Origin of the sequence: Oceanobacillus sojae, assembly GCF_007991515.1 — a bacterium.
In the GTDB taxonomy this organism is placed as follows: Bacteria; Bacillota; Bacilli; order Bacillales; family Amphibacillaceae; genus Oceanobacillus; species Oceanobacillus sojae.
Window position 1 is genome coordinate 176,578 of the sequence record NZ_BJYM01000008.1, and the last position, 26,600, is coordinate 203,177.

Consider the following 26,600-nt stretch of genomic DNA (forward strand, 5'->3'; position numbering starts at 1 on the left):
TTTTCCTGGTAAAGATTATATTATTTTTCCTTTTTTCTTAACATCTGCATCCAGACCTGCTCCAATCGCTACTCCAATACCTAAGCCAATCGGCAATCCTAATGAAAGATTATCGAATAATAGTCCAAAAATAAGACCTATGCTTAACCCCAAAGACATATAAATGCTCAAATAATAATCCTTTGAGACTAACTTATGCTCTTTCAGAAGATGAGAACTAATAGATTCAAGCTTCTGACTGTGCTGCTTAAAATCCGTTTTGGTAAGTTGATCAGTTTTATCTGCCAGTTCTGTTATATGTTTTTCTAAATCGATAAAATCCTGGTAACATTTTTCACATTCGGACGAAAGTATATTTAGTCTTTTTACCAGCCGGTTACATTTATCCAATTCAAGTTTTCTGGAAGTCTTCTCTCCTAGGCTGTTTCTTAAATCCTCAATCTTAGTGGTAAGCTTATCATCCCGTGGACTTACCATAATAGGTAACCTCCTTCTTATTTTGCATAAATTTTAAATAAGAAATCCTCAGATATTTTAAGCTGGCCTTTCGATTACAGAAGTACATTATTTTATATAATTATATTCAAAGGAAGTAAATGATGCAAATTTGTTTTAAAATTTTGATTATATATGAATTATAATTTTTTAATACAAGAAACAAGTGATAGAATAGATTTCATCTAGAGAAATTATTTTTTGAAAGAGAGATAAAATAAAGCATGTGGAAAGCTGGGGAAATGATTTAGAGCTTTTGATAAATATAAGTTAAAAAGGAGAGAAATCAATAATGTATGAAAAAATAGTAGAAGCAGCCAAACGGATAGAAGGTATTGCGCATAAAACGCCGGTTCTAACTTCCGCACTCCTGAATGAATTAACCGAAAATCAAATTTTTCTTAAATGTGAAAATTTCCAGCGGATGGGTGCATTTAAATTCCGTGGTGCTTATAATACGATCAGCTCCCTTTCTGAAGAAGAGAAGAGTAAGGGTGTCATTGCCTATTCTTCAGGGAATCATGCAATGGCCACTGCTTTGACCTGTAAAATACTTGATATACCTGCTACTGTCGTCATGCCAGAGGATGCTCCACAGGTAAAAACGGCAGCTGTCAGAGACTACGGTGCGACTATCGTAACATATAATCGCCGGACAGAATCACGGGAGGAAATAGCTCAAGGAATGATAGATGAATTTGGCTATACGTTAATCCGGCCATTTGATGCAGAATCCATTATAGCTGGACAGGGGACAGTTGCTAAAGAGCTCATAGAAGAGGTGGGCGAACTGGATTATCTGCTGGTTCCTTGCGGTGGCGGTGGACTGTTAAGCGGTTGCGCAATTACCACAAAATATCTGTTACCTGAAAGTAAGGTGATCGGGGTTGAACCTGTGGTATCAGATGATGCCACAAGGTCATTCAGGGCAGGAGAATTACGATCCATTGCGAATCCAAACTCCATAGCTGACGGATTAAACTCACCTTCATTAGGAAAAATAACCTTTCCTTTCATTAAGGAAAATGTTGATGATTTTATAACCGTTTCCGAAGAGGAGATAAAAGCTGCGATGTACTTTCTTTGGACCCGGTTAAAAATTGTTGTTGAACCATCTGGAGCTGTCGCTTTAGCAGCATATAAGAAGCTTCCTGTTAAAGGGAAAAGAGTGGGTGTTGTTTTAAGCGGAGGAAATGTTGATGTCATGAAGGCCGGAGATTTATTCAAAGATATTTGATTGCGAGGTGTGCTGGATGATTGATGCACATATTCATTTGGATTGGTATCAGACGGATGAGCAGCAGCTGTTAATGGATACGCTTAAAGTAGATGGAATGATAGCTGTTTCCAGTGATTTTGAGAGCTGTCAAAGGGTGTGGCAATTAGTACAAATATACCCGTTTGTTTATCCAGCTTTTGGATGGCATCCAGAACAGAATCTGCCATCTGTGCGGGAAATCGACAATATTATACAAACGATTGATCAAAGATTTCAAGATATTGCTGCTATTGGGGAAGTGGGACTTCCATATTATAAAAAGCGTAAAGAAGCATCACTGGATGTTACTCCTTATCACGCGATACTGGAACGATTCGTACAAGCTGCCAAAAAATATGATTTGCCAATCGTATTACATGCTGTGTATGAAGATGCAGCTGTTGTCTGTGATCTCCTTGAAAAATATGAGGTTAAAAAAGCTCATTTCCATTGGTTTAAAGGTGATAAAGCTACCATTGAACGTATGATAAACAATCAGTATATGATTTCTATAACACCTGATTGCTGGTATGAAGAAGAGACCCAGTCAATCATTAAACAATATCCGTTAGAGCTTGTCATGGCAGAAACAGACGGACCTTGGCGATTTGAAGGACCTTTTCAAAATCAGATGACACATCCAAATATGATTATGGAAGTTATAAAGAAAATAGCTGAAATAAAGCAGCTGTCTTTTGATAAAGTTCGACAACAGATTAGCGCTAATACGACTAATTTCTATCGCTTAAAACGATTTAATAATCTAAATATGCAAGGGTAAAATTGCATGCTGAAGAAAAGTGCGCTTTTCCTGCACTTTTCTTCAGCATGCTTTCATATTTAATTGAAATACGCTTCCAATCCTTCCACAATACCATTGGTCGCATTTTCCTGATAACTATCCGTTTGAACAAGCTTCTGTTCGTCTGGATTGCTGATGAAGCCAAGCTCAATTAATATAGCAGGGTGTTTATTTTCTTTCAACACTTGAAAACCTGCCTGTTTTGCCCCGCGGTCAATGAGATTAACATGATTCATTAGCGATGATTGAACGAAATTGGCAAGACTGCTAGCTTCGTTGTAAAAGGTTTCGATTCCACGTGCAGACTGATCTTTTGATGAATTATAGTGCAGGCTGATAAACGCGTCTGCATCTGTAGAATTACTAATCACAGCTCGTTGTCCTAAGGAAATATACGTATCATCTGTCCGGGTAAACGTTACAGAAGCCCCTTTATTATGCAATTTTTGTTCTAATCTTTTCGCTGAGATTAGTGTTAACGTTTTTTCATATATTTCTGATCCAATCGCACCTGGGTCTTTTCCACCGTGTCCCGGGTCAATAACAAAATGGTAACCGGCTAAAGGAGCTTCACTGCTTTGCTCTGCTTGAACCACTTGTTTTTCTTCCTGAGATTCGGCAGCATCAGTAGCTGTTTCCTCATCTTTTTGGTCAGATTCTGGTTCTGCCTCTTCTATTTCGCTTTCTTCTGGTTTTTGCTGTGAATCAGTCTTTTCCGTTTCCTCTGATACCTCAACATCTGTTGAGTCGTTCACTTCATCAAGTAAATATAATGCAATCCATACTTCTTCATCATTATAATAAGTCTGACCCCAGCCGTAAGATTCTTGAAAGATAGTAATCTGGCTGCCATTACTTAATGCAGTAATAATCGTTGCATTTTTATCAGGAGCACTGCGTAAATTTACAGCAGATGCGTTAATGCGGTACAATTTTCCATTTTCTATAGCTTTATTTGTTTCAGTGCTTGTTTCTGAAGCGGTTGCAGCTTCATTATTTTGTTCGTCTGTATCCTGCTGTTCTACTTCTTGATTTTCTTCCATATTATTTATGTCATTATTTACTTCTGTAAGCTGATTTAGAGCAACCCAAGCTGGTTCTCCGTTATAAAATGTTTTACCCCAGCCATATGAATCTTCAAAAATAGTGACCTTATAGTCTTTTTCTAATTCACCAAGAACAGCTGCGTCTTTAGCAGGCTCATTCATTAACTCTATTTTCTCAGAATCTACCTTATACGTTTTTCCATTGTCTGCATGAACTGTTGGTAAAAGAACAAATAGGCAGATAAGAAAAGCAATGCCTATCGTTATGTTGTACTTCATATTGGATATACCTCCAATTAATAGTTTGTTATATTGACAGGCTTGCCAATAAATTCTATTAATATACATTTCATGCAAATTTGTTAGAATTTTAGTTTTAGAGTTGGGAACTTTAATTGTACTGGCGAGGAGATTTCAAGAAAATAGTATATTGTTCATAATGAAGAACAGCAGGGGGTACGAAAAGAGAAGAATATATGAAGGAGGGTTAAATAAATATACTAATGAAGAGAATAGACTCTATTAATGATATAAAATTCGCATCTTGACAATGGGATATACAATACCATAACATATATTGTATTGTTTAAAAATTTTCCGTACCCTTTTCTATGATAAGGGATACGGTTAGTGGAAAAGAAGGTATTGGATGGAGGAAAATAGAGGTAAAGTAAAAAACATCGGGGGCAAGGAAGTAGTCTCCAATAAGAGAATGCTATATTTAATTGCTATTATTGTTATCGGATTTAATTTGAGACCGGCAATTACTTCCGTTGGACCGCTATTAGGAACGATCCGGGATCAGATTGGTCTGGAAAATTGGAGCGCAGGAACGATTACCAGTTTACCGCTGATAGCATTTGCCATTGTATCACCGCTTGCTCCGAAACTTGGCAGACGGCTGGAAAATGAAAAAGCTGTCTTGCTGGGTCTGATACTCCTGTTTGCCGGAATCGGGGTCAGGTCGATCCCGTATACGCCAACGTTATTTATTGGCACAGCCATTATTGGAGTTGGCATCGCAGTGATGAACGTCCTGCTGCCGGCAGTTATTAAGGAAAAATTCCCGAATAAAGTCGGCCGGATGACCAGTGTGTATTCTACATCTATGGCAATATTTGCAGCTACTGCTTCAGGGCTTTCTGTCCCGCTTGCAAAAGATGCAGGCCTGGGCTGGGAATTAGCCTTACTATCTTGGGCACTGCTGGCTGTAGTAGGAATAGTTATCTGGGTTTTTGTTGTCAGACAAAATCCTGTGCCTAAAGAGGAACAAGTACAGTTAAGCAGTAAACCCTTTGATGACAGCAGCCTATGGAAATCTCCATTAGCCTGGCAGGTCACCTTATTTATGGGTCTGCAATCATTTATATTCTATGTAATGGTGTCGTGGCTGCCGGAAATAATGCAAAGCTTTGGATTTTCTGTTTCAGCTGCCGGATGGATAATCGCTTATGTACAGTTTGTCGGATTGCCATCAACCTTCTTGGCACCGGTGTTGGCAGAAAAATTCTCCAATCAGCAGGGAATCGTGCTTGCAATTGGCGGTGGAGCAACAATTGGATTTATCGGTCTTTTAATCGGCGGGCCGCTGCCGTTAATTTTCGTCTGGGTAACACTGATTGGGGTTACTTTTGGTGGTGCCATCAGTCTGTCTCTGGCTATGCTTGGTATGCGTGCACGTAATGGACAGCAGGCAGGTGCTCTGTCTGGAATGGCACAATCTGTCGGATATATTTTTGCTGCCATCGGACCGTTATTTATCGGTTTGTTATTTGATATTACGCATGCCTGGAGCGCGCCGATTATGGCTATTATTGCAGTTTGTTTATTGATGACGATAGCAGGGCTGGGTGCTGGAAGGAATAAGTATGTGTGATTGACTTGTTACTTCTCGGGATATGCCGAAAGCTATTTTCAAATATAGAATGAGTTTGTTATTACTATAATGAATCAAAAATGATGAAAAATACTTAACTTATATAACACCTCCATTTGTTTTATTTCAAAACAAATGGAGGTGTTTTTACTTTATAGCTTATATATTAAATCCCTGAAAAATGGAATATGAAGACTGGATTTGAAGTATCTAATTAAAAAACATTGAATTTACAGATGAGAAAGAAAGAGTAGACCTTGAAATTTTAAAACAGATTTTTTTGCTTTTAGTTGTAATTCGTTCAGTGAGATGATGTAGTGCAACCGAAATGTTGTATGTCAAACAATAACGTGCTACCATTTGGTTGCACATATAAGTTTATAAGGAGGGACAGTATGAATAACGATCGAATCGAACGGGAAATTTTTATTAAAGCTTCAGTTCATACCGTTTGGGAATTGGTTAGCCGCCCAGCATGGTGGGTAGGTGATAAACCTGGTCCTGACAGCGTAAAGGTCGAAGGTACAAGAATAGTAGCGGAGACAAGATTTGGTACATTCCCTGTATTAATTAAAGAAATAGATCCACCAAACTACCTTACATGTCAATGGGCAAGTTCTTTTCCAGGTGAGGAACCGCAAGAAGGAAATTCTACGCTAGTTGCATTTACATTGACTGAAAAGGAAGAGGGAACTTTGCTCCGTGTAGTGGAAAGTGGTTTCTCCAGCCTTGAAGTATCGGAGGAAGAACAGTCGAAGTTCTTGGATGGAAACGTAAATGGATGGGAGCAACAGATGGAAGTATTACGAAAGCGTGCAGAGAATTAATATGGAGTCAACATCTCAGGACAATTACGAAAATATTTTGATTGCATTAGCAGACCCTACTCGGCGTTGATTGCTTCATCTCATTGCTGAAAAAGGACAAGCAAGTGCGACTGCATTATCAAAGATGGTGATTGTATCTCGTCAGGCGGTAGTGAAACATCTTAGTATTCTTAGTGAAGCTGAGCTTGTTACATCCAATCGTGTCGGGAGAGAGGCACGATATACCGTATGTCCCGATCAACTTTCATCAGCGGCAGAGTGGATAGCAGATCTGGCAGCTGATTGGAATAAACGATTACAATGGATTAAGGAGTCAGCGGAATCCACTGATAAATCTGGTTTAACTTAATTCAGTATTGTAATTTAAGGATATGGAAGACAATGAATGGTCTCTAGTTGAATGGTTTGCAGAAAATTTGATAATAAAGATGCAGATTTTAATAGGTTAAGGGATAATGTGTAACAGCAATATCCCTTTTTTTATTTTTATTATTCATCTCAGGAATATAGCTGATTCAACAACACATTATTTTAACATCAAAATAATGTGTTAAACTTTATGAAATACTTGTAAAAAATTTCTGTAATAAAATTAAATAGCAAACAGTCATGCATAGCTGGTAATCAGAGAAATTGCATAGGAGGATACACGTTATGAACAATAAAATCTTAATCGTAGAAGATGATCTATCCGTAAGCGAAATGATTAAAGATTACTTAGAAAAAGAGGGCTATGAGGTAACAGCTGCCTTTGAAGGGGAAGAGGGAATGCAAAAATTTCAAAACGATGCATTTGATTTAATCATTCTCGATATTATGATGCCTAAATTAAATGGTATCGAAGTAATGAAGCAAATTAGAAGAGACAGCTCTGTGCCAATACTTATTGTTTCTGCTAAGGACACTGATGTAGAGAAGGTTTTAGGCCTTGAGCTTGGTGCAGATGATTACATAGCAAAGCCATTTGCCATGATAGAACTTTCCGCCAGGGTGAAATCAGCGCTGCGGCGTGCAACCAGTTATTCGGAAGCGAAAAAAGAAGTGAATGTGATTCATTATAAAGCTTTAACAGTTGATATTAATAATTATTCTGTGCAAAAAAATGGAAAGGAAATTAAACTGACATCAAAGGAATTTGATATCTTAAAATTATTTCTCAAGTATCCCAATAACGTTTTTACAAAGGCCCAAATATATACAACAGTCTGGAATAACGATTACTTTGGTGATGAGAATGTGATCAATGTTCATATTAGAAGGTTGAGAGAGAAAATAGAGGACAACCCGGCAGAGCCTGATTATATTAGAACTATTTGGGGGATTGGCTATAAGCTGGGTGAATAATTGCCCCAGTTGAAAATAATTAAAGGGGACAGATAAGTATGATTTATTCCTTCATTGTGATCATCTTGATTTTAACAGGCATAATCATTTTTCAATATAGATTAAAGGCAGCAAGAGATAAACAAATAAAATATATGTATGAAAAATTAGATAGGATTATTACTGAAAGAACAAGTGAGAACCTTCTCGTTTTTACCGATGATAAGGAGCTTATTCATCTATTGATGGGTATTAATAATTTATTAAACCATAACCAGAAAATATTGGCTGATTATACGAAAAAAGAAGAATCTATCCGGAAAATGATTTCAAATATATCACATGATTTGAAAACCCCGCTGACGGTTATTGTAGGCTATTTAGAAATCATTCAATCGAATAAATCCATTCAAAATGAGCTGGAAAAAGAAGTTAATAAGGCGCATGAAAAGTCAGTAGAGTTGCTAACATTAATCAATACTTTTTTTGATCTGGCAAAATTGGAATCCGGTGATAAGGAGATGCCGCTTGAAAAGACAAATATTAACGAGGCATGCAGGAAGAGTATTTTAGAATTCTATGAAATATTAACTAATCAAGGCTTAGATGTTTCCATTGAAATTCCAGATGAAAATATCTATGCAGCAGGAAATCAAGAGGCTCTAGACAGGGTACTCAGGAACCTGATATCTAATGCCATCACATATGGAAATGACGGTGGTGTTGTCGGCTTAACCTTAAAGCAGGACGACTCATTCGTTTATATCGAGGTCTGGGATAAAGGGAAGGGCATTGACGAGATGAATAAAGAAAGCGTTTTTGAAAGGCTCTATACGCTTGAGGACTCGCGAAATAAACTGTATCAGGGAAGTGGACTGGGTCTTACTATCACGAAAAGATTAGTAGAAAGTATGGAAGGCGATATATCATTATCCAGCAAACCCTATGAGAAAACAGTCTTTACCGTGAAATTAAAGAAATTGGCTTCCTAAACGGGCTAAAAGCCGCTCCTGCCCTACGCTTTGCAAACTTAAGAAATTCGTAAGACTTCGTTAAGAAAAAAGATAATTTTAACGTTTACCATTAGTAGTATAGAAATTTTGCAAAGCAGAGGAGGACATATTGTGGAATATATTTTAAGAACACATGATTTAGGAAAATCTTTCAATGGAGACAATGTTGTTTCCGGTATCAATATGAACGTCGAGAAGGGAGAAATCTATGGGTTATTGGGCCCGAATGGTGCCGGAAAAAGCACAGTCATGAAGATGATTTTGAATCTATTAAAACCAAGCCAGGGCGCCATCGAAATTTTTAATGAAACGATGACAGATACTTCTTATGAATTATTTAAAAGAATGAATGCAATTATCGAATATCCCATTTTTTATGAGGAGCTTACTGCAGAGGATAATCTGGATATGCATTGTGAGTATATGGGTTATCACAATAAGCAGGATATCAAAGCAGCGTTAGAACTTGTAAATTTGAAGAACATTACGAACAAAGCAGTTAAAAATTTCTCACTGGGTATGAAACAGCGGCTTGGGATTGCCAGGGCAATTATTACGAAGCCAGAGCTGCTAATATTGGATGAGCCCGTTAATGGACTGGATCCAGTCGGAATAATAGAAATTAGAAATTTACTTGAAATGCTAAACAAAGAATATGGGATAACCATCCTGATTTCAAGTCATATTTTAGCGGAAATAGAGCAAATCGCTGACACAATAGGCGTCATGAATAATGGACACTTAGTAGAAGAGGTTTCCATGGATTCGATTAGAGAAAATAATGCGGAGTATATTGAAATAGAAACCGCTGATGCTCAGAAAGTAGTATATATTATTGACTCAGAGTTAAATATAAAAAATTTCAAAGTGCTTGATGCGAACAAAATAAGAATATACGAAACAGGAATGTCGCAAAACCAAATATATAAAAAGTTAATGGAAAATGATATTTCTATTACATCGATCAATACAAAATCGGCTTCATTGGAGGACTATTTCTTGTCCTTAATCGGAGGCGGGAAAAATGCTTAAATTAATCCATTTAGAAATTAGAAAAATAAATTTCTGACGTTATGTCCTTGGCGCTTTAGCAGCCTGTTTCGTCCTTGCCGGAATGTTATTCTATGCGGTCTATGCGGATAGAAATGAGATTGCCAACACCATTTCAGATTTTTTCTTCGTGGTTGACAGCCCAAGAATGATTTTTATTGTATTTGCAGGAGTATTAATTTCGAGGCTGGTTATTGAAGAATACAATGATAAAACAATCTCTTTGATGTTTACGTATCCAATCAGCAGAAAAAAGATTATTATCTCTAAATTATTGATTATTATATGCTCTACCTTTTTCTTCATACATGTATCAAGAATCATTGTAGCAGCTGTCCTATACATGTTAAATAACAGCTTGCATTTTATTGATGGAGGCGTAACAATTCATATGATAATGGAGTATTTTAGAAATACAATTATCTATGATTTGTCATTCAGCGGTATCAGCTTAGTTCCTTTATTTTTTGGGATGATCAAAAAATCTGTTAGAACGACTATCATCACGTCTATTATTATTGCAGTTTTTTTCGGAATAAGTAATGAGGAACTGTCGGACGTATCAATGAGTTCTTTCATCGTCAGATCGTTGATATTTGCTGTTATTGGCGTAGCTGCTTCGTATTTTCCGATAAGAAATATTGTGCAGAAAGATGTCCTTTAATTCTAATTAAAAAAACGGGAAAACCAAAATCCATAAGAATGAAGCAATATCATTTTTAATACCAATCAATATAAAGAGAGGTGAGAGAAATGCTTAAGTTAATGAGTTTGGAGATGAGAAAAGTTAATTTTGGCCGATATATAAATAGCTCTATGGCAGCTTGCTTTGCAGTCACCGGATTTCTATTTTTCATGTTATATGTCGACAGAGATTTGTATACTGCCAGCAGTACAGATTTCTTCTTCCTGGTTGATAGTATTACAAGAATGGTTTTTATTGTATTTTCAGGTGTGTTAATTTCAAGATTAGTTATTGAAGAATACAATGATAAAACAATCACTTTGATGTTTACGTATCCAATCAGTAGAAAAAAATTAATTAGCTCAAAGCTATTGATTATTATATGCTTTACCTTTTTCTCGATTCTCCTGTCACGAATTTTTGCAACAGTTGTTTTAACGATGCTAGATAACAGCTTGAATTTCATCGAGGGAGACATAACATTTCAAATGATTATAGAACATTTTAGAAATACAATTCTCTATGACTTTTCTGCCAGTGGTATCAGCTTATTCCCTCTATTTTTGGGGATGCTTAAAAAGTCGGTTAGAACGACGATTATTACATCGATTATAATTGCTGCTTTTTTCGGTGCAAGCAATGAAGACCTGTCGATAGGTTCCTTTATCGTAATACCATTGACACTTACCATCATTGGTGTGGTTGCTTCGTACTTCTCGATAAGAAATATCGAACACAAGGATGTATTTTAAAGATAAGATGAAAATTTGAAAGAAGATACTCGCTGAAAAAAACAGAAAAATCAAAAAATAGGAGTTTGTAGTGATGAGACAAGAACATATTTATCTTTTATTCACAAATACGGGTACATTGCTTACAAAAGCTATTAGATTATACACAAAAGCAGAATACAATCATGTTTCATTAGCTCTGGATTTGGAATTAAATGAAGTATACAGCTTTGGCAGGAAGCATTTTCGTAATCCATTTTGGGGCGGATTTGTGAAGGAAAGAACAGAAGAGGGACTTTTTCAGAATGCGGACTGCTTGATTTATGCTTATGCTATTGATCCAAAACAAAGTAAGAAATTGAAGAGAGCACTAGCATTTTTTAAGAGCAGACAAAACTCCTATCACTATAACTTCTTAGGGCTGTTTGGAGTGATTCTGAACAAGCCTATTCAAAGATCAAATGCCTACTTCTGCTCTCAATTTGTGGCTTCTCTTTTAATGGAAGCTGAGATTACTTCTTTTAATAAACCGCCAGAGCTAATAACACCCCAGGATATTCAGCAGATACCCGGATTAATTTCTGTTTACCGAGGAAAAATACAAGATGCTGTTTAACTGGATTACTAAACATATTATACAATAAAAATCTCAATTACAGATGTTTTATGTGCAAGGAGGAATATGTTTGAAAAGATTAGGTTTATTATTTTTAATGCTGATTGTCTCTATCGTAACATTATTTGTCACTGCTTATTATCAAAGAGACATGAATACACTTTCATTAAATGATCCACAAGTCATTCAGGCAAGTATCATCGTTATGGTTATTTTGTTTATTCCTCCAGTTTTATTATCTTTTTTTAATCATAAATTCTGGAGATTTCTGTCAGCCATATATCAATCCATGTTTTTCTTAGGGTTTATCATTCTTGTACCGACAGGCGTATTTAGTTTCAATGCTGTGTTTATAAGTATCGTTTCATTAGTCGGTGCAGTAATCAGTATTTGGAGTATTTTTATTACTTTGCCGGAAAGTTTTTTTAAGGAAAGTTAGCTGGATTAGATGTAAGTGATAAGAAGCTTCCATAAGTTAGGGGAATAAGAGATTGGAAAGCCGTTTGACTTTTAATGAAATACTGAATACAATGTGAGTGTATTGATAAATTAATTAAAGGAGGATTATTAAAAAATGCCACATTCGATCAGACTTCGTTTCCCAACTTTGAATCAGTAATTAAATACATTCAAAGGCTCTGCCTGTATATGCAGAGTAAACGGGATAAGTCTGTTCTTTTTTAATAATCTTCATTTCATATTAGAATCACATATAATTTGCTTTGAATGGCAAATTATATGTGGTTTCTTCCGTACTATCTTTGGACAATGGACAGGGTAGTAAATAATATGTAATGTCTGGAAAGGCGGATTGTTCTGCCTTTCTTTATTTATGTCTAAATTACCCTCTAATGTTATAAAAATGAAAGGTTATTTCTAATAGCTCATAATTACATGAGGATGGGTCTTCTCCCTTTACTTTAAATCACAGGCAGATTGTCCGTGATTTTTTATTTTAGAAAGGAAGAGAAGATATGGCTAAAAAATTTCATAAATATAATACGAAATCTCCCAATTTTTCCGGGCAGCATTTAATTCATAATAAAAAACTGCTTCATGAAATTGTTGACAGAGCAAATATAAGTAAGAAGGACACTGTTTTAGAATTAGGAGCTGGAAAGGGAGCTTTAACAACTGTATTAAATCAACAGGCGGGCAAAGTCCTAGCAGTAGAATATGATACCAATTTTATAGATATTTTAAAACGAAAAACAGCAGAAAATCCAGTTACTAAAATTATTCATCAGGATATTATGAAAATACATTTACCAAAAGAAAAATTTGTTGTCGTTTCAAATATTCCTTATGCTATTACAACACCCATTATGAAAATGCTTTTAAATAAGCCTGCAAACGGTTTTCAAAAAGGAGTTATTATTATGGAGATGGGAGCAGCTAAACGTTTTACTTCACAGTTTGTCAAAGATGATTATGTGCTGGCGTGGAGAATGTGGTTTGATATATGTTACATCAGGAAAATATCCAGAAATAACTTTTCACCGCCTCCAAAAGTTGATTCCGCAATGATTACAATAACCAGAAAAAAAGAGCCTATTATACCGAAGAAGGATTATTTCATTTTTCTTGGATTGGTACAGTATAGTCTAAAACAACCTGAAGCAGCTATTGGTAAGGCGTTTAAAAGGATTTTTACACCTGCACAATTAAAATATGTAAGAAGAAATCTGGGAGTTACGAATGACACTCCAATTGGATTATTGACAGAGGTTCAATGGGGGATGGTTTTCAATACGATGATTAAATATGTGCAGCGACCGTTATGGCCCAGAGTAAAGAAATAGTAAAGTCCAAAAGTATAAAAAATATATCTAACCAATATTTTTTTATCTTAAGGAAGGACGCAAGTATGGATAAATCTTGCGTCCTTTCTTATTTTTATATTGCAGCTTCGATAATTTAAGAAATAACTTCTGATATAGCTACTGAAAAAGCTCTTATTCATTATCTTCTGTATCCGGCACTGTATCCGCCAATTTACGAAATGCTTCATTTAAGGTAACCATACGTTTTTCTACCTTTTTAATCGCTGCATCTAATGTAAATCCCTCTTCAATCATTTCCTGAATAAGCAGCATTTTTTTCACATTTAAATAATTGTACCTTCGTGTTGACCCCTCTGTATTGGTTTCAGATTGTATGGCTCCTTTTTCTTCCCAATAGCGAATTTTACGAGTTGGAATACCTGTGATTTCGGATACTTCGCCAATTCCAACTACTAATTTTTTTAATAAATCAAAGTCCAATAGAGCATTCAACTTTTGTGCGTCCTCATTCATTTCTTATTCTCCTAACTCCACTTAGATTTTTGCTAGCGCTGCATATCCCGCTAATAAAACAACAGGCTTTTTTAATTAAAAGATATATTACTATGCAGCTATCTTTGCAGGGGGTAAATATACTATTTAAGGTTTCATTTTATATAATTTCATGCTTGTAACTATTTTACAATAAAAGTAGGTAGTCTACAAATTATCTCTTGACTTACCATTGTAACTAAATTACAATTTGTATAAATAAGTTACAAATAAAGAAAATAAGTTTCGTGAAGGGGATTAGTCATGGATTTTAGTAATGAAAATAGTAACTCACAGCCGAAGTATTCCTTATTAACAGCTATTTTGTTCTGGTGCGGGTTAGTGATAGTAGCAAGTAATTATTTAACCATTCCGTTAATGTCGATATTCAGTGAGGATTTTCACACTAGTATGGCAAATACAGCCTGGACGGGCAGCGCCTTTTCTCTATGCTATGCGATAGGGTGTTTATTTACCGGCCCCTTATCTGATCGTTATGGCAGAAAGCAGGTTATGTTAACAGGCTTAGTTATACTGACGATGGTGACTTTTATACTGCCGATTTTCAGTTCTTTAGCATGGGTCATTGCCTGGCGTTCTTTTCAAGGGTTTGCTGCAGCGAGTTTTGCGCCGGTGGCTATTGCTTATGTAGTAGATAAATTTCCTCTGGAAAAAAGAGTGACTGCCATTGGTTTTATCAGCTCCAGCTTTTTAATCTCTGCCATTGTTGGTCAAATATTCAGCAGTTATATTAGCGAGCAATTTAAATGGCAAAGTGTTTTTTATTACTTTGGAGGGATTTATTTCCTAACGGCTGTATTGGTTCTGATTTTGCTTCCAAAGACAGCTGCCAGGCAAGAAAATACTAACCTGAAGTTCATGTTTACCCAGTTTTTTCGATTATTAACGGATAAGCGTTTGGTTCAGGTATATAGTATCGCTGTGACTTTGTTACTTACTTTCGTGGCATTCTATACTATTCTCGGCGAGTACTTGACGAATGAATTTGGAATGAGTGCTGACGGTATTCTTTATATCAGGATAATCGGCATCATTGGCATGTTATTTGCTCCATTTGCAGGAAAGCTGACCAGCCAATTTGGATTAATGGCCGTTTTACGGGCAGCACTTATTATTGCAGTTCTAGGCTCATTAATCATTGGAATTAACTCCAACTCAGTATTTTTAGTATTCATGAGTATTATCTTTGTGGCTGGAATTGCATTGACTGTTCCAACGCTTATCTCTTTAATCGGCCAGCTTGGCGGGAAAAATCATGGAGCAGCGGTTTCACTTTACACGTTTATTTTATTTGTCGGCGCAAGTCTCGGTCCGATGATTGCAGTGCTATTATTACAGGTTGCAAATTACGGGATGGCTTTTGTATGCCTGGCGATACTGCTTGGAATCAGCTTGATCATATCGTTTTGTATAAAAAATGATTAATCTTAATTTGAAAAGGGTGAGTTAATTCTATTTATCATGTAATTTAAAGTGTTTTAAACCATAAAAATTCTATTGAGGAGTGAAGCGTTGATGACAAATGTACTTATTTTAGGTGCCACCGGACGTACAGGTGTCTCTGTCTTACAGCAATTATCAGAATATGAGCATATTCAGGTTATTGCAGCATTACGACAGGCTGAGGATATTTCAAGGCTTCCGAAAACAACATATCCTTTTCAAACTAAGGTTGTGGATATAAATGTTATCTCCAGTTTAAGCCGCGCTGCAAATGAAGCAGATGTAATTATTAATGCGATTCGTATGCGTGGAGATATTCAGGCAACTGCATTGGTTGACCTTGACAAACGAATTAGAAAAGCAGCTGCCGGCAGAAAGAATCCAATGATTGTTACGGTAGGAGGGGCAGGGAGTCTGAAAATGGGGAATGGAAAACGATTTTGGCAGGATATTGCTTTTCCGGGACGCACCTTACCCAGAGGAAGAGCTCATGCAAAGTTATATGATTATTTAACGGAACTGCCTTCATTTGAATCATGGGCTTACTTAATTCCGCCGCCTGCTTATCTTCCTGATGGATTGCGTACTGGAGCTTATAAAAGGTGGGAAGTTCAGAACAATAAGATGGATTTTTTAAAGAAAAGTATCAGCTATGAGGATTTTGCAACTGCTGTATGTGATGCGGTAAAAGAGAGGTGGGAAGGGATATACCTTATTGCCGATGACGAGTAAAAATTAAAAATCTGCAAAACACCAGGTTCAATATTGAGCCCGGTGCTTTGTTTTCGAAAGAGTAATGGCAATTACTAAAAGAATAACCATCAAGAAACTGACAACATAGATGCCGTTTATAATCCCAAAATAATTAATAGAAATTGTTGCTAAAATAATCCCGATCATACTGCCAAATTGCCTGAAGATGTTAAGAAAAGAAGATATTTCATTATGATATTCAGGATTTGTATCCTGATAGATAGCATTGGTAACCAAAGGAGCTACCATTCCGCTGAAGCCTAAAAAGACATAGCCGATACTTAATAAATAATAATAGTCACGATACAGCATGGATATACAAACTAAAATCAGGCCAATAATCATTGAAATTAAAGAATATCTTTGCCCCTTATACAATCCGAACTTCTCACTGATTTTAGGTGATAAAAAAGTGGTCAGTAACATGGCTGACAATGTAAAAGGCAAGAATAAAACTCCTGTAAGTGTTGAGTTATAGCCTAATTGATTTTGATATAAAATAGATAATGCCAGTATAAATCCATAACAGCACAGATTGTAGCTGAAAACACTTAAAAGAGACGAAATCGATTGGATATTAAATAAATCAGCAGGCAGAATATGCAGTTTATCTTTTCTGATTTGATGAATAAACCTAAAAACAATAGCAATAAATAATAGACTAATCAAAATTGTGTAGGCAACTGAAAAAATATCTATAAAACTTAAAAACAGAACAAAAGCCAGAAGACCAATTATAAAATAGATTTGTTCCTTGAAATGAAATTGAGTCTGTTCTTTAGCATTATTCGGTAAAGTGTAGATTCCAAATAAAATAATGATGATAACAAAAGGAATATTAATAAAAAAGACACTGCGGTAACCGAAAGTATAACTCAATAATCCCCCGATAATCGGAGAAAAAGCAAAGGCGATGCCGGATGTTCCTGACCATATAGCAAAAGCAGCTGCCTTTTTCTTCACGTCCGGAAAGAGCTGATTTAATAATAAAGTAGCAACAGGGGAAAAGAGTGCAGCCCCAACCCCTTGTACAATCCTTCCAGCAATTAGCCAGAAATAGTTGTTAGCAAACCCGGCAAAAATAGAGCCAGCTAAAAAGACAGAAATTCCTAATAAAAAGGCATTTTTACTGCCTATCCTTTTTGCGAATGTTGATAACAAGAGTAGCAATCCTGCAAATGTAAGGATATAGCTGTTAGAAACCCAAGCCATAGCTGTGTAATCGATATGTAGTTTATTTTTGATTACGGGCATAACAACGTTCAAAATATTTGTATCTAAAATGATTAGAAAACTTCCCAAACATATGCTGATTAAACTCACTGCTTCTCTTTTGGTAAACGAATAATATTTCATTACAATCCCTCATTTCAAATATTTTTGAAACAATATTGATTTTAATTCAAAAATATTTGAAATGTCAAGTTAAACTGTTATAATAAAAATATGAAAACATATCGAATCAATGACATTTTTAAAGTATTACAGGATGAGACAAGGATTAAAATAATTGAAATCATACAGAAGAGAAAGGAGGAAAGAATGTATCTGCCCGCTACAAATTTGGCGGAAAACAGCTTCTGTCCACAGGATATATTAAGAATATTAAATAATGAAGAAGCAGCTATTTCAAACACAAAGCTTTCTTATCATTTAAAAGAAATGCGAAATGCAAATATACTAAATTTGGAGAGAGAGGGGAAACGTTATTTTTATTCTGTTAACCATGATACGTTAAATGATATGATAGATTGGGTCCGTTCTATCCAGCAGAATTAAGCTTATTTAGAATAATTACCATAAGGCAGTAATAAAATATTAGTTTTATATGAAAAAGAAAGGAGTGCTTCCGTGAAAAAGCAGCACTCCTTATCCATCTAATCCACTAATTTTAATCGGAATTGACGTTGTATTCTTTACATGAAACCTTTAGATTATTTCTGTTTCACTCTGTGCTTTCTTCCGTACACTATTAAAATAATAGAAAAGATAACCCCTGCAGCTGTAATGACTGCACCTGTCAGATTAACAATAGGCATTCCAAAGCCTGTACGGATTGTTTCTCCGCCCAGATAAGCACCGACAGCATTAGCTAGATTAAAAGCAGAAATATTGGCCGCTGCTGCCAGGGTAGGGGCTTCTTTAGCAGTTTGGACAATTTTTGTCTGCAGTAATGGCACGGTCGCAAAAGCTGTAAATCCAAATAGAAAAACAGTAATTGAAGAAAGTATTTTATCATGAACTGTCCAAGTGAAAAGCGCTAGAATGACAGTTAACAGTACTAAGGTGATACTTAGTGTCGGCATTAACAATCGATTAGCAAATTTTCCTGCTACAACCGTTCCCAGAAATGACCCTATACCGAATAGAAACAGAAGTATTGTAATGGCTTCTGCGGAAAAACCTGCAAATGTTTCCAACTGTGGCGCAATATACGTGTAGGAAGCGAAGATACCGCCATATCCAAAGACAGTAATTAATAGAACAAGAATAATTTGCGGATTTTTAAAAGCTCCTAATTCATATTTCAAAGATTGATACTGAAATTTAATTCGGCTTGGAATATGTAGAATCAGCATTATTACTGCCGCAATACCAAGGAAAGTCACTATCCAAAAAGTTGTCTGCCATCCCCATGTATGACCCACAAACGTACCAAATGGCACACCTAGAACAGTGGAAAGGGTTAAGCCGGCAGCAACAGCTGCAATCGCAGAACCCTGTTTGTCCTGTGGTGCTGTCTTGCTGGCCACAACAGTTGCAACTGCAAAAAAGGTTCCGTGAATCAGAGAGGATAAAATTCTGGCAATCATCAACAATTCAAAATTGAAGGATACTGCAGCCAGTACATTACTTAGAATAAAAAATATCATTAAGCCGACCAGCAGCTTTTTTCTGGAGCTTTGGCTGGTCATTGCTGTTATTAATGGACTGCCAAGAGCTACTCCGAGGGCATAGCCAGTTACCAGCAGTCCTGCTGTTGGAATGGTAATACTTAAATCTGTTGCAATAACTGGCAGAATCCCCATAATTACATATTCTGATGTGCCAATTGTAAATACGCTGATAAACAGCGCTGTTAATATCCATATATTATTCGGTTTTGTCATGTGCTTTACTCCCATTCGTTGAAACTCTTAATTCCTCTACTTTTTCAATTCTGTTTTGCAAGCGTGATTTTACTTCTTTTAATGTGTTGATTTGACGCTCTACATCCAGTAATTTATTTTGATAGAGCTCCATTACCTCATCACATATTAATTGTTCGTAAGGAAAAACAAATGGATCACAGTCCACAATTTCTTTAATTTCAACCGTACTTAGACCCAAATTAAAATATAACTGAATTGTTTTTATCTGTTCTAACATAGATTCATCGTAATCACGGTAGCCATTCTCCAGCCGCTTTGGATGAATCAAGCCCTTTTCCTCGTAATAACGGAGAGAGCGCATGCTAACTCCGGTCTCCTGAGACAGCTCACTGATTTTCATTGGATAACCTCCTTTCGATAATAGCAGTATAAACCTTGACATTATGTGAAGGTCAATGAATAAAATTCTTCTTTGTTTTACATGAAAAATAAAGTAAATAAAATCCGTGAATTTGCACAGTATTTAATTTCCGTTTACCCTCTGTTTACTTTCGCTTTCTATAATTTAGTGGAAGCGTCGGATAAGCGCTCCATATTATGAAACAGAAGGGGAACAGGTATATGAATCAACAGCCAATTGTTCAATTTAAGCACACTACTAAAATAATTGGAAGAAAGACAATCGTTAATGATTTAAATTTTGATGTCTTAGCAGGAGAGGTATTTGGATTTCTGGGGCCAAATGGCGCGGGTAAAACGACAACAATCCGGATGATGGTCGGACTGATAAAAATAAGCCGGGGAGATATCCTGATTAATGGGCACAGTATTGCCAGCCAGTTTGAACAAGCAATCCGGCATGTAGGAGGAATTGTAGAAAACCCGGATTTATATAAATATTTAACGGGCTATCAGAATTTAAAGCATTATGCGCGGATGGATTCGGGTATTTCTAAGAAACGGATCAATGAGATCGTTGAGCATGTTGGATTGAAGGAGAGTATTCATAACAAAGTAAGCTCTTATTCGCTGGGGATGCGCCAGCGTCTGGGAATTGCCCAGGCACTGCTGCATCGACCGTCTCTGTTAATATTGGATGAACCTACAAACGGACTGGATCCTGCCGGAATACGGAAGCTCCGCAATAATTTAAAAGAACTTGCTCACCAGGAGGGAGTAGCCGTATTTGTTTCCAGTCATTTGCTTTCAGAAATGCAATTGATGTGCGATAAAATTGCTGTTTTGCAGAAGGGAAAGCTGGTCAGTATCGAAAATGTACAAGCATTTATATCTAAAGATAGTATTTCACGAGTTTATCTGGAGGTAGAAGCATCGCAAACAGAATTGACCAAAATGCTTATTGCGGATTTGAACAAGACTGCGATAGCCGGTAACGGACCAAACGAGTTGTGGATCCAGATGAATAAAGATGAGGTTCCGGAATTAAATAAGCTGTTGTTAGATAATGGAATTCGTGTCTTGAGTATTCATGTGCAGGAACGGACCCTGGAGGATAAATTTTTGGAAATGATGGGGGAAGAAAAATGATTGGATTGATCTCAAATGAAATGATGAAGATTGTTAATCGGAAGCTGACATGGATTATTTTATTCCTGTTGATTGCGATCACAGCAGGCAGCTTTGTGATGAACAAGCTAACTGAAGAGCCTGTGTCAGATTGGCGTGCTGAACAATCGGAGCTAATAGAGCGGTACCAGGGACAATTAGAAATTGATGAGCTTTCTCCTCAAATGTATGCAGATACAGAGAATAAACTTCAAATTGCCAACTACCGTCTGGAAAAGGATATTGCACCAGTCAGTGAAAATCCATGGTCTGCTTTACTGCGTTTTTCCGGATTAATTGAAATGGTGATTATATTTGCCATTGTCATTGCTGCTGATGTAGTATCAAGGGAATATACAAGCGGGACAATCAAACTGTTGCTGATCCGCCCTCATAGCCGTGCGAAAATCTTATTTTCCAAGTACATTTCTGTAGCCGTATTTGCTTTATGTATGCTGGCCATAGTATTTGTTACCGGATACGGGGTGAGTGCTATGTTCTATGGATTTGGAAATCTTGGCACAAAGGACTTGTTCTTAAATGCGGGAGGAGAGGTTACAGAGATGAATGTATTTCTGCAGACCGTTAAAATGTATGGCTTGAGTTTTCTTCCGATACTTAGTTATGTTACATTATCTTTCGCCATTTCAACGATTTTACGTAATAGTGCATTGGCAGTCGGGATTTCTTTGTTTATCATGATTGTAGGTAATTCCATCATAGAAGCAACTTCCCGTATATCCTGGTTAAAATATCTGCCTTTTGCCAATAGCGATATAAGCCTGTATATATTCCATTTGCCGGCAAGACCGGAAATGACTTTAAGCTTTTCTCTCACTGTATTAGCTGTTTATATAGCAGTTTTTGCAGGATTAAGCTGGATGGTATTCAAAAAACGGGATACAGCTTGATAATGAAATGTAAAAAGGGGTAAAAAAATGCGTTCACAAAAAATATTGCTGGTTGATGATGAACCGGGTATTATTCAAATGCTTGAAAAACTTTTGCGTAAGGAAGGCTATACGTTTATCCACAGTGCATACTCAGGAAAAGAAGTCAGGGAAAAAATAGCACAGTCAGCGTATGATTTAATTGTGTTGGATGTAATGCTGCCTGACACAGATGGATTTCAGCTGTGTCAGGAAATCCGTCAAAAGACGAATGCCCCCATCTTATTTCTTACTGCCCGTTCAAGTGATTTAGATATGCTGACTGGATTTGGAATTGGGGGAGATGATTATATTACAAAGCCTTTTAATCCGCTGGAGGTTGCCGCACGCATTCATGCACAATTCCGGCGGCAGGAGCAGTATCAGCAAATCACGGAACCCGAAGAAGTATATCATTTCGGAACAGTTTGCCTTGATAAAAAAGCAGCTCAATTACTGATTGACGGCAAAGCTGTAGCCTGTCCTGCCAAAGAGTTTGAACTATTGCTTTTCTTAGCAGAGCATCCAAAACAAGTATTTACGGCAGGACAGTTATATGAAATTGTGTGGGGTTACGATAGTCTTGGAGATGAGAAAACCGTCTCCATCCATATTATGCGGCTTCGTAAAAAAATCGAGAAGGACCCGAAAAATCCTTCACTGATTGTTACATTAAGAGGGATCGGCTATAAATTAGTGCCGCCAGATACAGAGGATTCGCCATGAGACAATGGCTGACTGGAAGTCTGGTTGTCCGTTTTACTTTAAGTTTTATTTTACATCAATTTTTACTGATGCTCGTCTTAGCGATTCCTGGAGTATTATATATTTATATCCTGCAGGAGCCCGATAACCTGACAATGATAAAGGTCCTGTCCTGGGTTGCCGTTGCATTTTATTTTTTATATTGTCTGTTTTATGGTTACTATTTCGCGAGACCTATGTATGGTGTGCTGAATCGGATAGAAGTTTTATCCAATGGGGAATATTTGGTTCCAAAACAGAAAAAACAATTTCTCTCTAGCCGTATATACAGGGAAGTCGATACCAACCTGGAATCTCTTTCCACTATACTTCAGGAGAATGAGAAAAAACGGAAAAAATTTAACAAACTGAGACAGGAATGGGCAGCCGGAGTGACACATGATTTGAAAACGCCATTGTCATATATCTCCGGTTACACAGATATGCTTTTATCAGAGGAGCATACATGGAGTGAAGCAGAAAGAATAGAATTTTTACAGCTGATTAAAGAGAAATCCAAGCATATGGAAGAATTGATTTCCGATCTTGGTATCGCTTTTCGGATGGATCAATCGCTGGATACCAAAAGGAATTCCGAAAAAATAGAATTAACAGAGCTGCTGCGAAGGGTGGTAGCTGAATCAGCTAATATGCCTGTCGATAAAGAGATTTCGTTTGAATTCACCGACAGTAATTATCCTGTTTATATAAAAGGGGACATCAAGCTGCTCAAAAGGGCATTTACCAATTTAATAGTGAATGCAGTGGAGCATAACCCGGCAGGAACTGTTGTTAAAGTTACGATTAAGAAAAAAGATCAGGTGGAAGTCGTGATAGAAGATAACGGCAAAGGGATGGACGAGGACGCAGTCAATCATTTATTTGACCGTTATTATCGAGGGACTCCTACAGATACTCCGACTGGAGGAACTGGACTGGGGATGGCAATTGTCCAGCAAATAATTGCAGCTTATGGAGGATCGATTGAAGTGAGTAGTGAGCTGGGGTGTGGGACTGCAATTACTGTAAGATTATCTTGTGATTAAAATGCATCCAAAAGCGGATCACTTAGGGATTGAAGTTCCTCTGTTTCAATTGATTCTTGGTAACCACATGAATAAAGCTTAAGAGAATGTTTCCAATTCAGCTGTAAGAAATCAAAGGCATATTGCAATCCCATTCTATTTGTTCCGTGGCTGGGAACCTTCTTTGCAGGAGTAGTAGGAGCGTTCCATTCGCCTCTTAATGGAAATTCAATAACTACTGGTTTCGGTTTATTATCCATTTCTTATCTCCTCAGATTGGTAAAAAACTTTTCGCAGTTCATCAAAGTACCCATCAAGTGTTGCAATAATTTCTTCATAATCTACGATTTCAGAATTTCCGATATTATCTAATATTTGACTGGTAAATCCAATGTTAGACCAGAGAATAAACTGTTTGCATATTTCAATATTCAATTTTGGTCGAAACATAGAGTTATCTATCTTATTGAAAATTTTATGCTCATATGATGAGCGATTATTATCATTTCTTTTGGAAAGGGCTTTATTGATTTCATCTGAACTTACTTCATTCGTCAATTTATCTACATTAATAATCCAGGGATATTGCTTAAGTAAATCGATTTGAAGCAAATATGATTGACGTAAACGATTGAAAATATCTTTATCAGAAAAGTCAAGTTTTGAATAATATTCTTTCTCAAGTAATTGTGTGAAGTAATCATATACATAGAGAAAGAGGTCTTGTTTATTATTTACATAATGAAACATTAACGCTTTTGAAATACCAGCTTCTTTAGCAATTACATTTGTTGAAGCATTATCATAACCTCTAATACAAAACTCCTTTAGTGCTGAATTTAGTATTGCGATTTTTCGTTCTTCGTCAAGTTTAGATATATTCATCTCAATTGTTCCATTCTGATTTAAATTATAATCATTTTTACCTAATAGGTTAATAAAATTATTATAGCTGTATTTACCAGGTAGGTTAACGAATGAATCATTTGATAAACTTCCATAATTAAGAGTATTTAGTTAATGGAAAATAATACCAATTTTTTAACCTGAGTGGCTAATTTATATAAATACATAACAGGTCATTTTAACTGTTTTAACTATTTGGATAAAAAATTTTATTAAATTAAAAAAATTGAAAGATACGATAATCTTTTAATAGATAATTAGGTAACCATTGGTTTAATACATATTTTATTAATATATATAATATAGTTAGAAAATACGGAAAATTTACATTTTATAAGAGGTGATAGAACTAATAAAAAAGAAAACAAAATAACCATTGAGTCTTATTGTTAGTTATATGCTAAAAATTTCCATATATAGAGGTTATACGGGTAGGTTATAAGTCTCTTAATAATAATAATAATAATCCAATAAAACCTTTTGAATCGCATGATGTATAGTTTTTGAATAGAAATTTCTATTTGGTAACAATAATTTAATAAAATCAGGGTGAAAAGTCTAGGATTTACAAGATTAAATAAAGCACTCTAAAATTAGGCGGTGTAGCCAAAAAAGTCACATTTTGGCAGGTATTGCAGGAAAAATATTATGTTGGTAGATTTGGTATTTAACTAATTATCACAATTTTTGAGAGATTTAGTTTTTAAGAGAATCTTTTAATTCTGCCAATGATAATCATCCAAAACTTTATTTTTTAGCTAATTTACATACATATTAATTTGGTTCAGTCATCTTTAGAAATTAGCTAAACGACAAGGGGGCATTTGATAAGAATAACTAATACATATTCTAATTTAAGTTGTTGACGAGTGAATATTTTGGAGAAGTGCTAAGCAAAGGGAGGATGGAATTGTGAGTAAAAAGAATTTTGATTATAAACGTAAGATGCAAGCAAAAAAAGTAAGCCGATCGAGTAAAATGAGGAAGGTATTTGCTTCTTCAGCAGCGGCTTCTCTATTAGCTTTTAATACATTGCCAGCTGTTGCAGGTGCTTCAACAGCTGGGGAAGCTTTGACTAATCCTAAAATTGCCAGTTCATCTGCTATTTTAAATATTGCTCCATATGCGAGTCTGGCAGAAGTGCGATTATTAACTGATATTAATATTGATGCAAATTTAACTGATTCAGAAGATCCTAATTATTATAATCTTAACCTAGGTTTAACAGGTACTGGATTAGCTGATGTTGAATTAATCAGTCCTGATAGAACAGTAGTATTTTATGCTCCAGATTTAGCTGGCCAACTGGAACATAGTGGCGGGACAGCATCTGTAAGCGTTGATATTCTGCCAATTACTATGGGAGATCTACCAGCTTTGGATGGAGCGCTTGAGGGGCTGCAAGGTACTCTTACCGGTTTAGTTACGGGTCTAATCAGCGGAATTAATGATGCATTACCTGCGTTAATTCCACCATCCTTGGTAGAAATCAACGGTTTAGATGAATTAAATGCAGCAATTGATAACCTAAATAATTTAAATGATGCTTTAGCAGATGTACTTGCATATAGTGATGATGTTGAATATACAGTAGATAATGAAAATGGCACAATTGCTGTCACATTCTCTGATGGTCTAGGTAACCACTTAGAAACTGCGGTAGTCGATGTTGTTCAATCCGCTTTAGATGATGTATCCAACGCAGTAAATAATCTGGAAATAAATATTTTAAGTGATCTGCCTATAGTTGGTGATTTACTTAACTCACTTACGAATGACCTTCTTTTACCTCTAGTAGGAAATGTAACAGAAGAAGTAACAAATCTAGCAACGGAACTTACTGATGGAACTATTGATCTTTCAAATGATTTAGCAAGCGCTCAGGTAATAGGCAATACTTCTGTAAACTTAGATGTACTGGTAAATAAACCAGCAGGTGTGAATGGAGAAGTTGTTATTGAAGGTGCAGGTGTACAGGATTCAGTCATTGATGCAGCTTTATTAGAAAGCCTGGAAGATTCTACTACTGTTACGTTTGATGAAGATGATGAAAGTGATTCTGACTCAGACAGTGATTCCGATTC

General features: G+C 36.1%; 29 protein-coding genes and 1 pseudogene. 22 read left to right on the plus strand and 8 right to left on the minus strand.

The genetic code is table 11. The annotated features are described in order from the left end of the window. Positions 1–15: 15 nt before the first annotated feature. Positions 16–477, minus strand: coding sequence for a glycine zipper domain-containing protein (locus tag OSO01_RS23720; protein ID WP_246145130.1), 462 nt, complete (start codon positions 475–477; stop codon positions 16–18). A gap of 310 nt (positions 478–787) precedes the next feature. Here OSO01_RS23720 and OSO01_RS11215 point away from each other — a divergent pair, with 310 nt between their 5' ends. Both OSO01_RS11215 and OSO01_RS11220 read left to right on the plus strand, forming a co-directional pair. Then, the gene (locus tag OSO01_RS11215; RefSeq protein WP_147210510.1) at positions 788–1,732 is read left to right on the plus strand and encodes a threo-3-hydroxy-L-aspartate ammonia-lyase; all 945 of its coding nucleotides are present in this window, start codon (positions 788–790) and stop codon (positions 1,730–1,732) included. A gap of 16 nt (positions 1,733–1,748) precedes the next feature. Further along, a complete protein-coding gene (locus OSO01_RS11220; RefSeq protein ID WP_147210511.1) occupies positions 1,749–2,534 on the plus strand; it encodes a TatD family hydrolase in 786 nt (261 codons plus the stop codon). A gap of 59 nt (positions 2,535–2,593) precedes the next feature. Here OSO01_RS11220 and OSO01_RS11225 read toward each other — a convergent pair whose 3' ends face one another. Next, positions 2,594–3,880, minus strand: coding sequence for an N-acetylmuramoyl-L-alanine amidase family protein (locus tag OSO01_RS11225; protein WP_186813640.1), 1,287 nt, complete (start codon positions 3,878–3,880; stop codon positions 2,594–2,596). 370 nt (positions 3,881–4,250) lie between these two features. Between OSO01_RS11225 and OSO01_RS11230 the strand changes: the two genes are divergently transcribed. From OSO01_RS11230 to erm, 12 genes and pseudogenes are all read left to right on the plus strand, one after another. Further along, on the plus strand, positions 4,251–5,477 hold the full coding sequence (locus OSO01_RS11230; RefSeq protein WP_147210513.1) for a CynX/NimT family MFS transporter: 1,227 nt from the start codon (positions 4,251–4,253) through the stop codon (positions 5,475–5,477). A 395-nt stretch (positions 5,478–5,872) separates the two neighbouring features. After that, positions 5,873–6,304: an SRPBCC domain-containing protein gene (locus tag OSO01_RS11235; RefSeq protein WP_186813641.1), complete on the plus strand. Its 432-nt coding sequence runs from the start codon at positions 5,873–5,875 to the stop codon at positions 6,302–6,304. 124 nt (positions 6,305–6,428) lie between these two features. Then, positions 6,429–6,653, plus strand: coding sequence for an ArsR/SmtB family transcription factor (locus OSO01_RS11240; RefSeq protein WP_246145131.1), 225 nt, complete (start codon positions 6,429–6,431; stop codon positions 6,651–6,653). Positions 6,654–6,958: 305 nt separating this feature from the next. Beyond that, positions 6,959–7,648 (plus strand): response regulator transcription factor, encoded by a 690-nt coding sequence (locus tag OSO01_RS11245; protein ID WP_147210515.1) that lies wholly within the window; start codon positions 6,959–6,961, stop codon positions 7,646–7,648. 38 nt (positions 7,649–7,686) lie between these two features. Further along, positions 7,687–8,619 (plus strand): sensor histidine kinase, encoded by a 933-nt coding sequence (locus tag OSO01_RS11250; RefSeq protein ID WP_147210516.1) that lies wholly within the window; start codon positions 7,687–7,689, stop codon positions 8,617–8,619. A 132-nt stretch (positions 8,620–8,751) separates the two neighbouring features. Next, positions 8,752–9,672: an ABC transporter ATP-binding protein gene (locus OSO01_RS11255; RefSeq protein WP_147210517.1), complete on the plus strand. Its 921-nt coding sequence runs from the start codon at positions 8,752–8,754 to the stop codon at positions 9,670–9,672. A gap of 58 nt (positions 9,673–9,730) precedes the next feature. Beyond that, positions 9,731–10,354: pseudogene (locus tag OSO01_RS11260) on the plus strand (ABC transporter permease); the annotation flags it as partial. Between the two features lie 113 nt (positions 10,355–10,467). After that, complete coding sequence (locus OSO01_RS11265; RefSeq protein ID WP_186813642.1) at positions 10,468–11,127, plus strand: ABC transporter permease; 660 nt, start codon at positions 10,468–10,470, stop codon at positions 11,125–11,127. A 73-nt stretch (positions 11,128–11,200) separates the two neighbouring features. Further along, positions 11,201–11,722, plus strand: a complete 522-nt coding sequence (locus OSO01_RS11270) for a hypothetical protein (protein ID WP_147210520.1) — start codon at positions 11,201–11,203, stop codon at positions 11,720–11,722. A gap of 70 nt (positions 11,723–11,792) precedes the next feature. Further along, positions 11,793–12,161 carry a YdeH family membrane protein gene (locus OSO01_RS11275; RefSeq protein WP_147210521.1) on the plus strand — a complete coding sequence of 123 codons (369 nt, stop codon included), beginning with the start codon at positions 11,793–11,795 and terminating at the stop codon, positions 12,159–12,161. Between the two features lie 135 nt (positions 12,162–12,296). Then, positions 12,297–12,341: an erythromycin resistance leader peptide gene (locus tag OSO01_RS24095; RefSeq protein WP_147210558.1), complete on the plus strand. Its 45-nt coding sequence runs from the start codon at positions 12,297–12,299 to the stop codon at positions 12,339–12,341. A 355-nt stretch (positions 12,342–12,696) separates the two neighbouring features. Then, entirely contained in the window at positions 12,697–13,524 is an 828-nt protein-coding gene (erm, locus tag OSO01_RS11285; protein WP_147210522.1) for a 23S ribosomal RNA methyltransferase Erm, read from the plus strand. 153 nt (positions 13,525–13,677) lie between these two features. Here erm and OSO01_RS11290 read toward each other — a convergent pair whose 3' ends face one another. After that, a complete protein-coding gene (locus OSO01_RS11290; protein ID WP_147210523.1) occupies positions 13,678–14,019 on the minus strand; it encodes a MerR family transcriptional regulator in 342 nt (113 codons plus the stop codon). A 282-nt stretch (positions 14,020–14,301) separates the two neighbouring features. Between OSO01_RS11290 and OSO01_RS11295 the strand changes: the two genes are divergently transcribed. Then, positions 14,302–15,483, plus strand: coding sequence for an MFS transporter (locus OSO01_RS11295; RefSeq protein ID WP_147210524.1), 1,182 nt, complete (start codon positions 14,302–14,304; stop codon positions 15,481–15,483). Between the two features lie 90 nt (positions 15,484–15,573). Beyond that, positions 15,574–16,233: an NAD(P)-dependent oxidoreductase gene (locus OSO01_RS11300; RefSeq protein WP_147210525.1), complete on the plus strand. Its 660-nt coding sequence runs from the start codon at positions 15,574–15,576 to the stop codon at positions 16,231–16,233. A gap of 27 nt (positions 16,234–16,260) precedes the next feature. On the opposite strand, the gene OSO01_RS11305 is transcribed toward OSO01_RS11300, so the two are convergent. Then, positions 16,261–17,610 carry an MFS transporter gene (locus OSO01_RS11305; protein WP_147210526.1) on the minus strand — a complete coding sequence of 450 codons (1,350 nt, stop codon included), beginning with the start codon at positions 17,608–17,610 and terminating at the stop codon, positions 16,261–16,263. A 186-nt stretch (positions 17,611–17,796) separates the two neighbouring features. Between OSO01_RS11305 and OSO01_RS11310 the strand changes: the two genes are divergently transcribed. After that, entirely contained in the window at positions 17,797–18,033 is a 237-nt protein-coding gene (locus tag OSO01_RS11310) for a hypothetical protein (protein WP_339282244.1), read from the plus strand. A gap of 155 nt (positions 18,034–18,188) precedes the next feature. On the opposite strand, the gene OSO01_RS11315 is transcribed toward OSO01_RS11310, so the two are convergent. Both OSO01_RS11315 and OSO01_RS11320 read right to left on the minus strand, forming a co-directional pair. Then, positions 18,189–19,364 (minus strand): MFS transporter, encoded by a 1,176-nt coding sequence (locus OSO01_RS11315; RefSeq protein WP_186813643.1) that lies wholly within the window; start codon positions 19,362–19,364, stop codon positions 18,189–18,191. Then, the gene (locus tag OSO01_RS11320; RefSeq protein ID WP_147210529.1) at positions 19,348–19,746 is read right to left on the minus strand and encodes a MerR family transcriptional regulator; all 399 of its coding nucleotides are present in this window, start codon (positions 19,744–19,746) and stop codon (positions 19,348–19,350) included. The genes OSO01_RS11315 and OSO01_RS11320 overlap by 17 nt, the downstream gene beginning before the upstream one ends. 221 nt (positions 19,747–19,967) lie before the next feature. On the opposite strand from OSO01_RS11320, the gene OSO01_RS11325 reads away from it, so the two are divergent. The 4 genes from OSO01_RS11325 to OSO01_RS11340 are packed head-to-tail and all read left to right on the plus strand — an operon-like array spanning position 19,968 to position 23,631. After that, positions 19,968–20,894 carry an ABC transporter ATP-binding protein gene (locus OSO01_RS11325; RefSeq protein ID WP_147210530.1) on the plus strand — a complete coding sequence of 309 codons (927 nt, stop codon included), beginning with the start codon at positions 19,968–19,970 and terminating at the stop codon, positions 20,892–20,894. Continuing rightward, on the plus strand, positions 20,891–21,823 hold the full coding sequence (locus OSO01_RS11330; protein WP_147210531.1) for an ABC transporter permease: 933 nt from the start codon (positions 20,891–20,893) through the stop codon (positions 21,821–21,823). The genes OSO01_RS11325 and OSO01_RS11330 overlap by 4 nt, the downstream gene beginning before the upstream one ends. Before the next feature lie 27 nt (positions 21,824–21,850). After that, entirely contained in the window at positions 21,851–22,567 is a 717-nt protein-coding gene (locus OSO01_RS11335; RefSeq protein WP_147210532.1) for a response regulator transcription factor, read from the plus strand. Then, positions 22,564–23,631 carry a sensor histidine kinase gene (locus tag OSO01_RS11340; RefSeq protein ID WP_147210533.1) on the plus strand — a complete coding sequence of 356 codons (1,068 nt, stop codon included), beginning with the start codon at positions 22,564–22,566 and terminating at the stop codon, positions 23,629–23,631. The genes OSO01_RS11335 and OSO01_RS11340 overlap by 4 nt, the downstream gene beginning before the upstream one ends. On the opposite strand, the gene OSO01_RS23560 is transcribed toward OSO01_RS11340, so the two are convergent. Together OSO01_RS23560 and OSO01_RS11350 are read right to left on the minus strand one after the other, a co-directional pair. After that, positions 23,628–23,870 carry a hypothetical protein gene (locus OSO01_RS23560; protein ID WP_198048716.1) on the minus strand — a complete coding sequence of 81 codons (243 nt, stop codon included), beginning with the start codon at positions 23,868–23,870 and terminating at the stop codon, positions 23,628–23,630. The two genes, OSO01_RS11340 and OSO01_RS23560, sit on opposite strands and share 4 nt — an antisense overlap. Further along, positions 23,863–24,495, minus strand: coding sequence for a TetR/AcrR family transcriptional regulator (locus OSO01_RS11350; RefSeq protein ID WP_147210534.1), 633 nt, complete (start codon positions 24,493–24,495; stop codon positions 23,863–23,865). Before OSO01_RS11350 ends, OSO01_RS23560 begins: the two co-directional genes overlap by 8 nt. 933 nt (positions 24,496–25,428) lie before the next feature. Here OSO01_RS11350 and OSO01_RS11355 point away from each other — a divergent pair. Continuing rightward, the coding region (locus OSO01_RS11355; RefSeq protein WP_371863294.1) for an adhesive domain-containing protein at positions 25,429–26,600 on the plus strand (1,172 nt) is incomplete at its 3' end.

Bases quoted from the DNA above. Each gene is read 5' to 3' on its own strand.
- OSO01_RS11220 (WP_147210511.1), top strand. From the start codon at position 1,749: ATGATTGATGCACATATTCATTTGGATTGGTATCAGACGGATGAGCAG.
- OSO01_RS11310 (WP_339282244.1), top strand. From the start codon at position 17,797: ATGTATCTGCCCGCTACAAATTTGGCGGAAAACAGCTTCTGTCCACAG.
- OSO01_RS23560 (WP_198048716.1), bottom strand. From the start codon at position 23,870: ATGGATAATAAACCGAAACCAGTAGTTATTGAATTTCCATTAAGAGGC.
- OSO01_RS11265 (WP_186813642.1), top strand. From the start codon at position 10,468: ATGAGAAAAGTTAATTTTGGCCGATATATAAATAGCTCTATGGCAGCT.
- OSO01_RS11305 (WP_147210526.1), bottom strand. From the start codon at position 17,610: ATGAAATATTATTCGTTTACCAAAAGAGAAGCAGTGAGTTTAATCAGC.
- OSO01_RS11270 (WP_147210520.1), top strand. From the start codon at position 11,201: ATGAGACAAGAACATATTTATCTTTTATTCACAAATACGGGTACATTG.
- OSO01_RS11325 (WP_147210530.1), top strand. From the start codon at position 19,968: ATGAATCAACAGCCAATTGTTCAATTTAAGCACACTACTAAAATAATT.
- OSO01_RS11300 (WP_147210525.1), top strand. From the start codon at position 15,574: ATGACAAATGTACTTATTTTAGGTGCCACCGGACGTACAGGTGTCTCT.
- OSO01_RS11330 (WP_147210531.1), top strand. From the start codon at position 20,891: ATGATTGGATTGATCTCAAATGAAATGATGAAGATTGTTAATCGGAAG.
- OSO01_RS11290 (WP_147210523.1), bottom strand. From the start codon at position 14,019: ATGAATGAGGACGCACAAAAGTTGAATGCTCTATTGGACTTTGATTTA.
- OSO01_RS11240 (WP_246145131.1), top strand. From the start codon at position 6,429: ATGGTGATTGTATCTCGTCAGGCGGTAGTGAAACATCTTAGTATTCTT.
- OSO01_RS23720 (WP_246145130.1), bottom strand. From the start codon at position 477: ATGGTAAGTCCACGGGATGATAAGCTTACCACTAAGATTGAGGATTTA.
- OSO01_RS11315 (WP_186813643.1), bottom strand. From the start codon at position 19,364: ATGACAAAACCGAATAATATATGGATATTAACAGCGCTGTTTATCAGC.
- OSO01_RS11335 (WP_147210532.1), top strand. From the start codon at position 21,851: ATGCGTTCACAAAAAATATTGCTGGTTGATGATGAACCGGGTATTATT.
- OSO01_RS11250 (WP_147210516.1), top strand. From the start codon at position 7,687: ATGATTTATTCCTTCATTGTGATCATCTTGATTTTAACAGGCATAATC.
- OSO01_RS11215 (WP_147210510.1), top strand. From the start codon at position 788: ATGTATGAAAAAATAGTAGAAGCAGCCAAACGGATAGAAGGTATTGCG.
- OSO01_RS11340 (WP_147210533.1), top strand. From the start codon at position 22,564: ATGAGACAATGGCTGACTGGAAGTCTGGTTGTCCGTTTTACTTTAAGT.
- OSO01_RS11245 (WP_147210515.1), top strand. From the start codon at position 6,959: ATGAACAATAAAATCTTAATCGTAGAAGATGATCTATCCGTAAGCGAA.
- OSO01_RS11320 (WP_147210529.1), bottom strand. From the start codon at position 19,746: ATGAAAATCAGTGAGCTGTCTCAGGAGACCGGAGTTAGCATGCGCTCT.
- OSO01_RS11350 (WP_147210534.1), bottom strand. From the start codon at position 24,495: ATGAATATATCTAAACTTGACGAAGAACGAAAAATCGCAATACTAAAT.
- erm (WP_147210522.1), top strand. From the start codon at position 12,697: ATGGCTAAAAAATTTCATAAATATAATACGAAATCTCCCAATTTTTCC.
- OSO01_RS11225 (WP_186813640.1), bottom strand. From the start codon at position 3,880: ATGAAGTACAACATAACGATAGGCATTGCTTTTCTTATCTGCCTATTT.
- OSO01_RS11295 (WP_147210524.1), top strand. From the start codon at position 14,302: ATGGATTTTAGTAATGAAAATAGTAACTCACAGCCGAAGTATTCCTTA.
- OSO01_RS11235 (WP_186813641.1), top strand. From the start codon at position 5,873: ATGAATAACGATCGAATCGAACGGGAAATTTTTATTAAAGCTTCAGTT.
- OSO01_RS11230 (WP_147210513.1), top strand. From the start codon at position 4,251: ATGGAGGAAAATAGAGGTAAAGTAAAAAACATCGGGGGCAAGGAAGTA.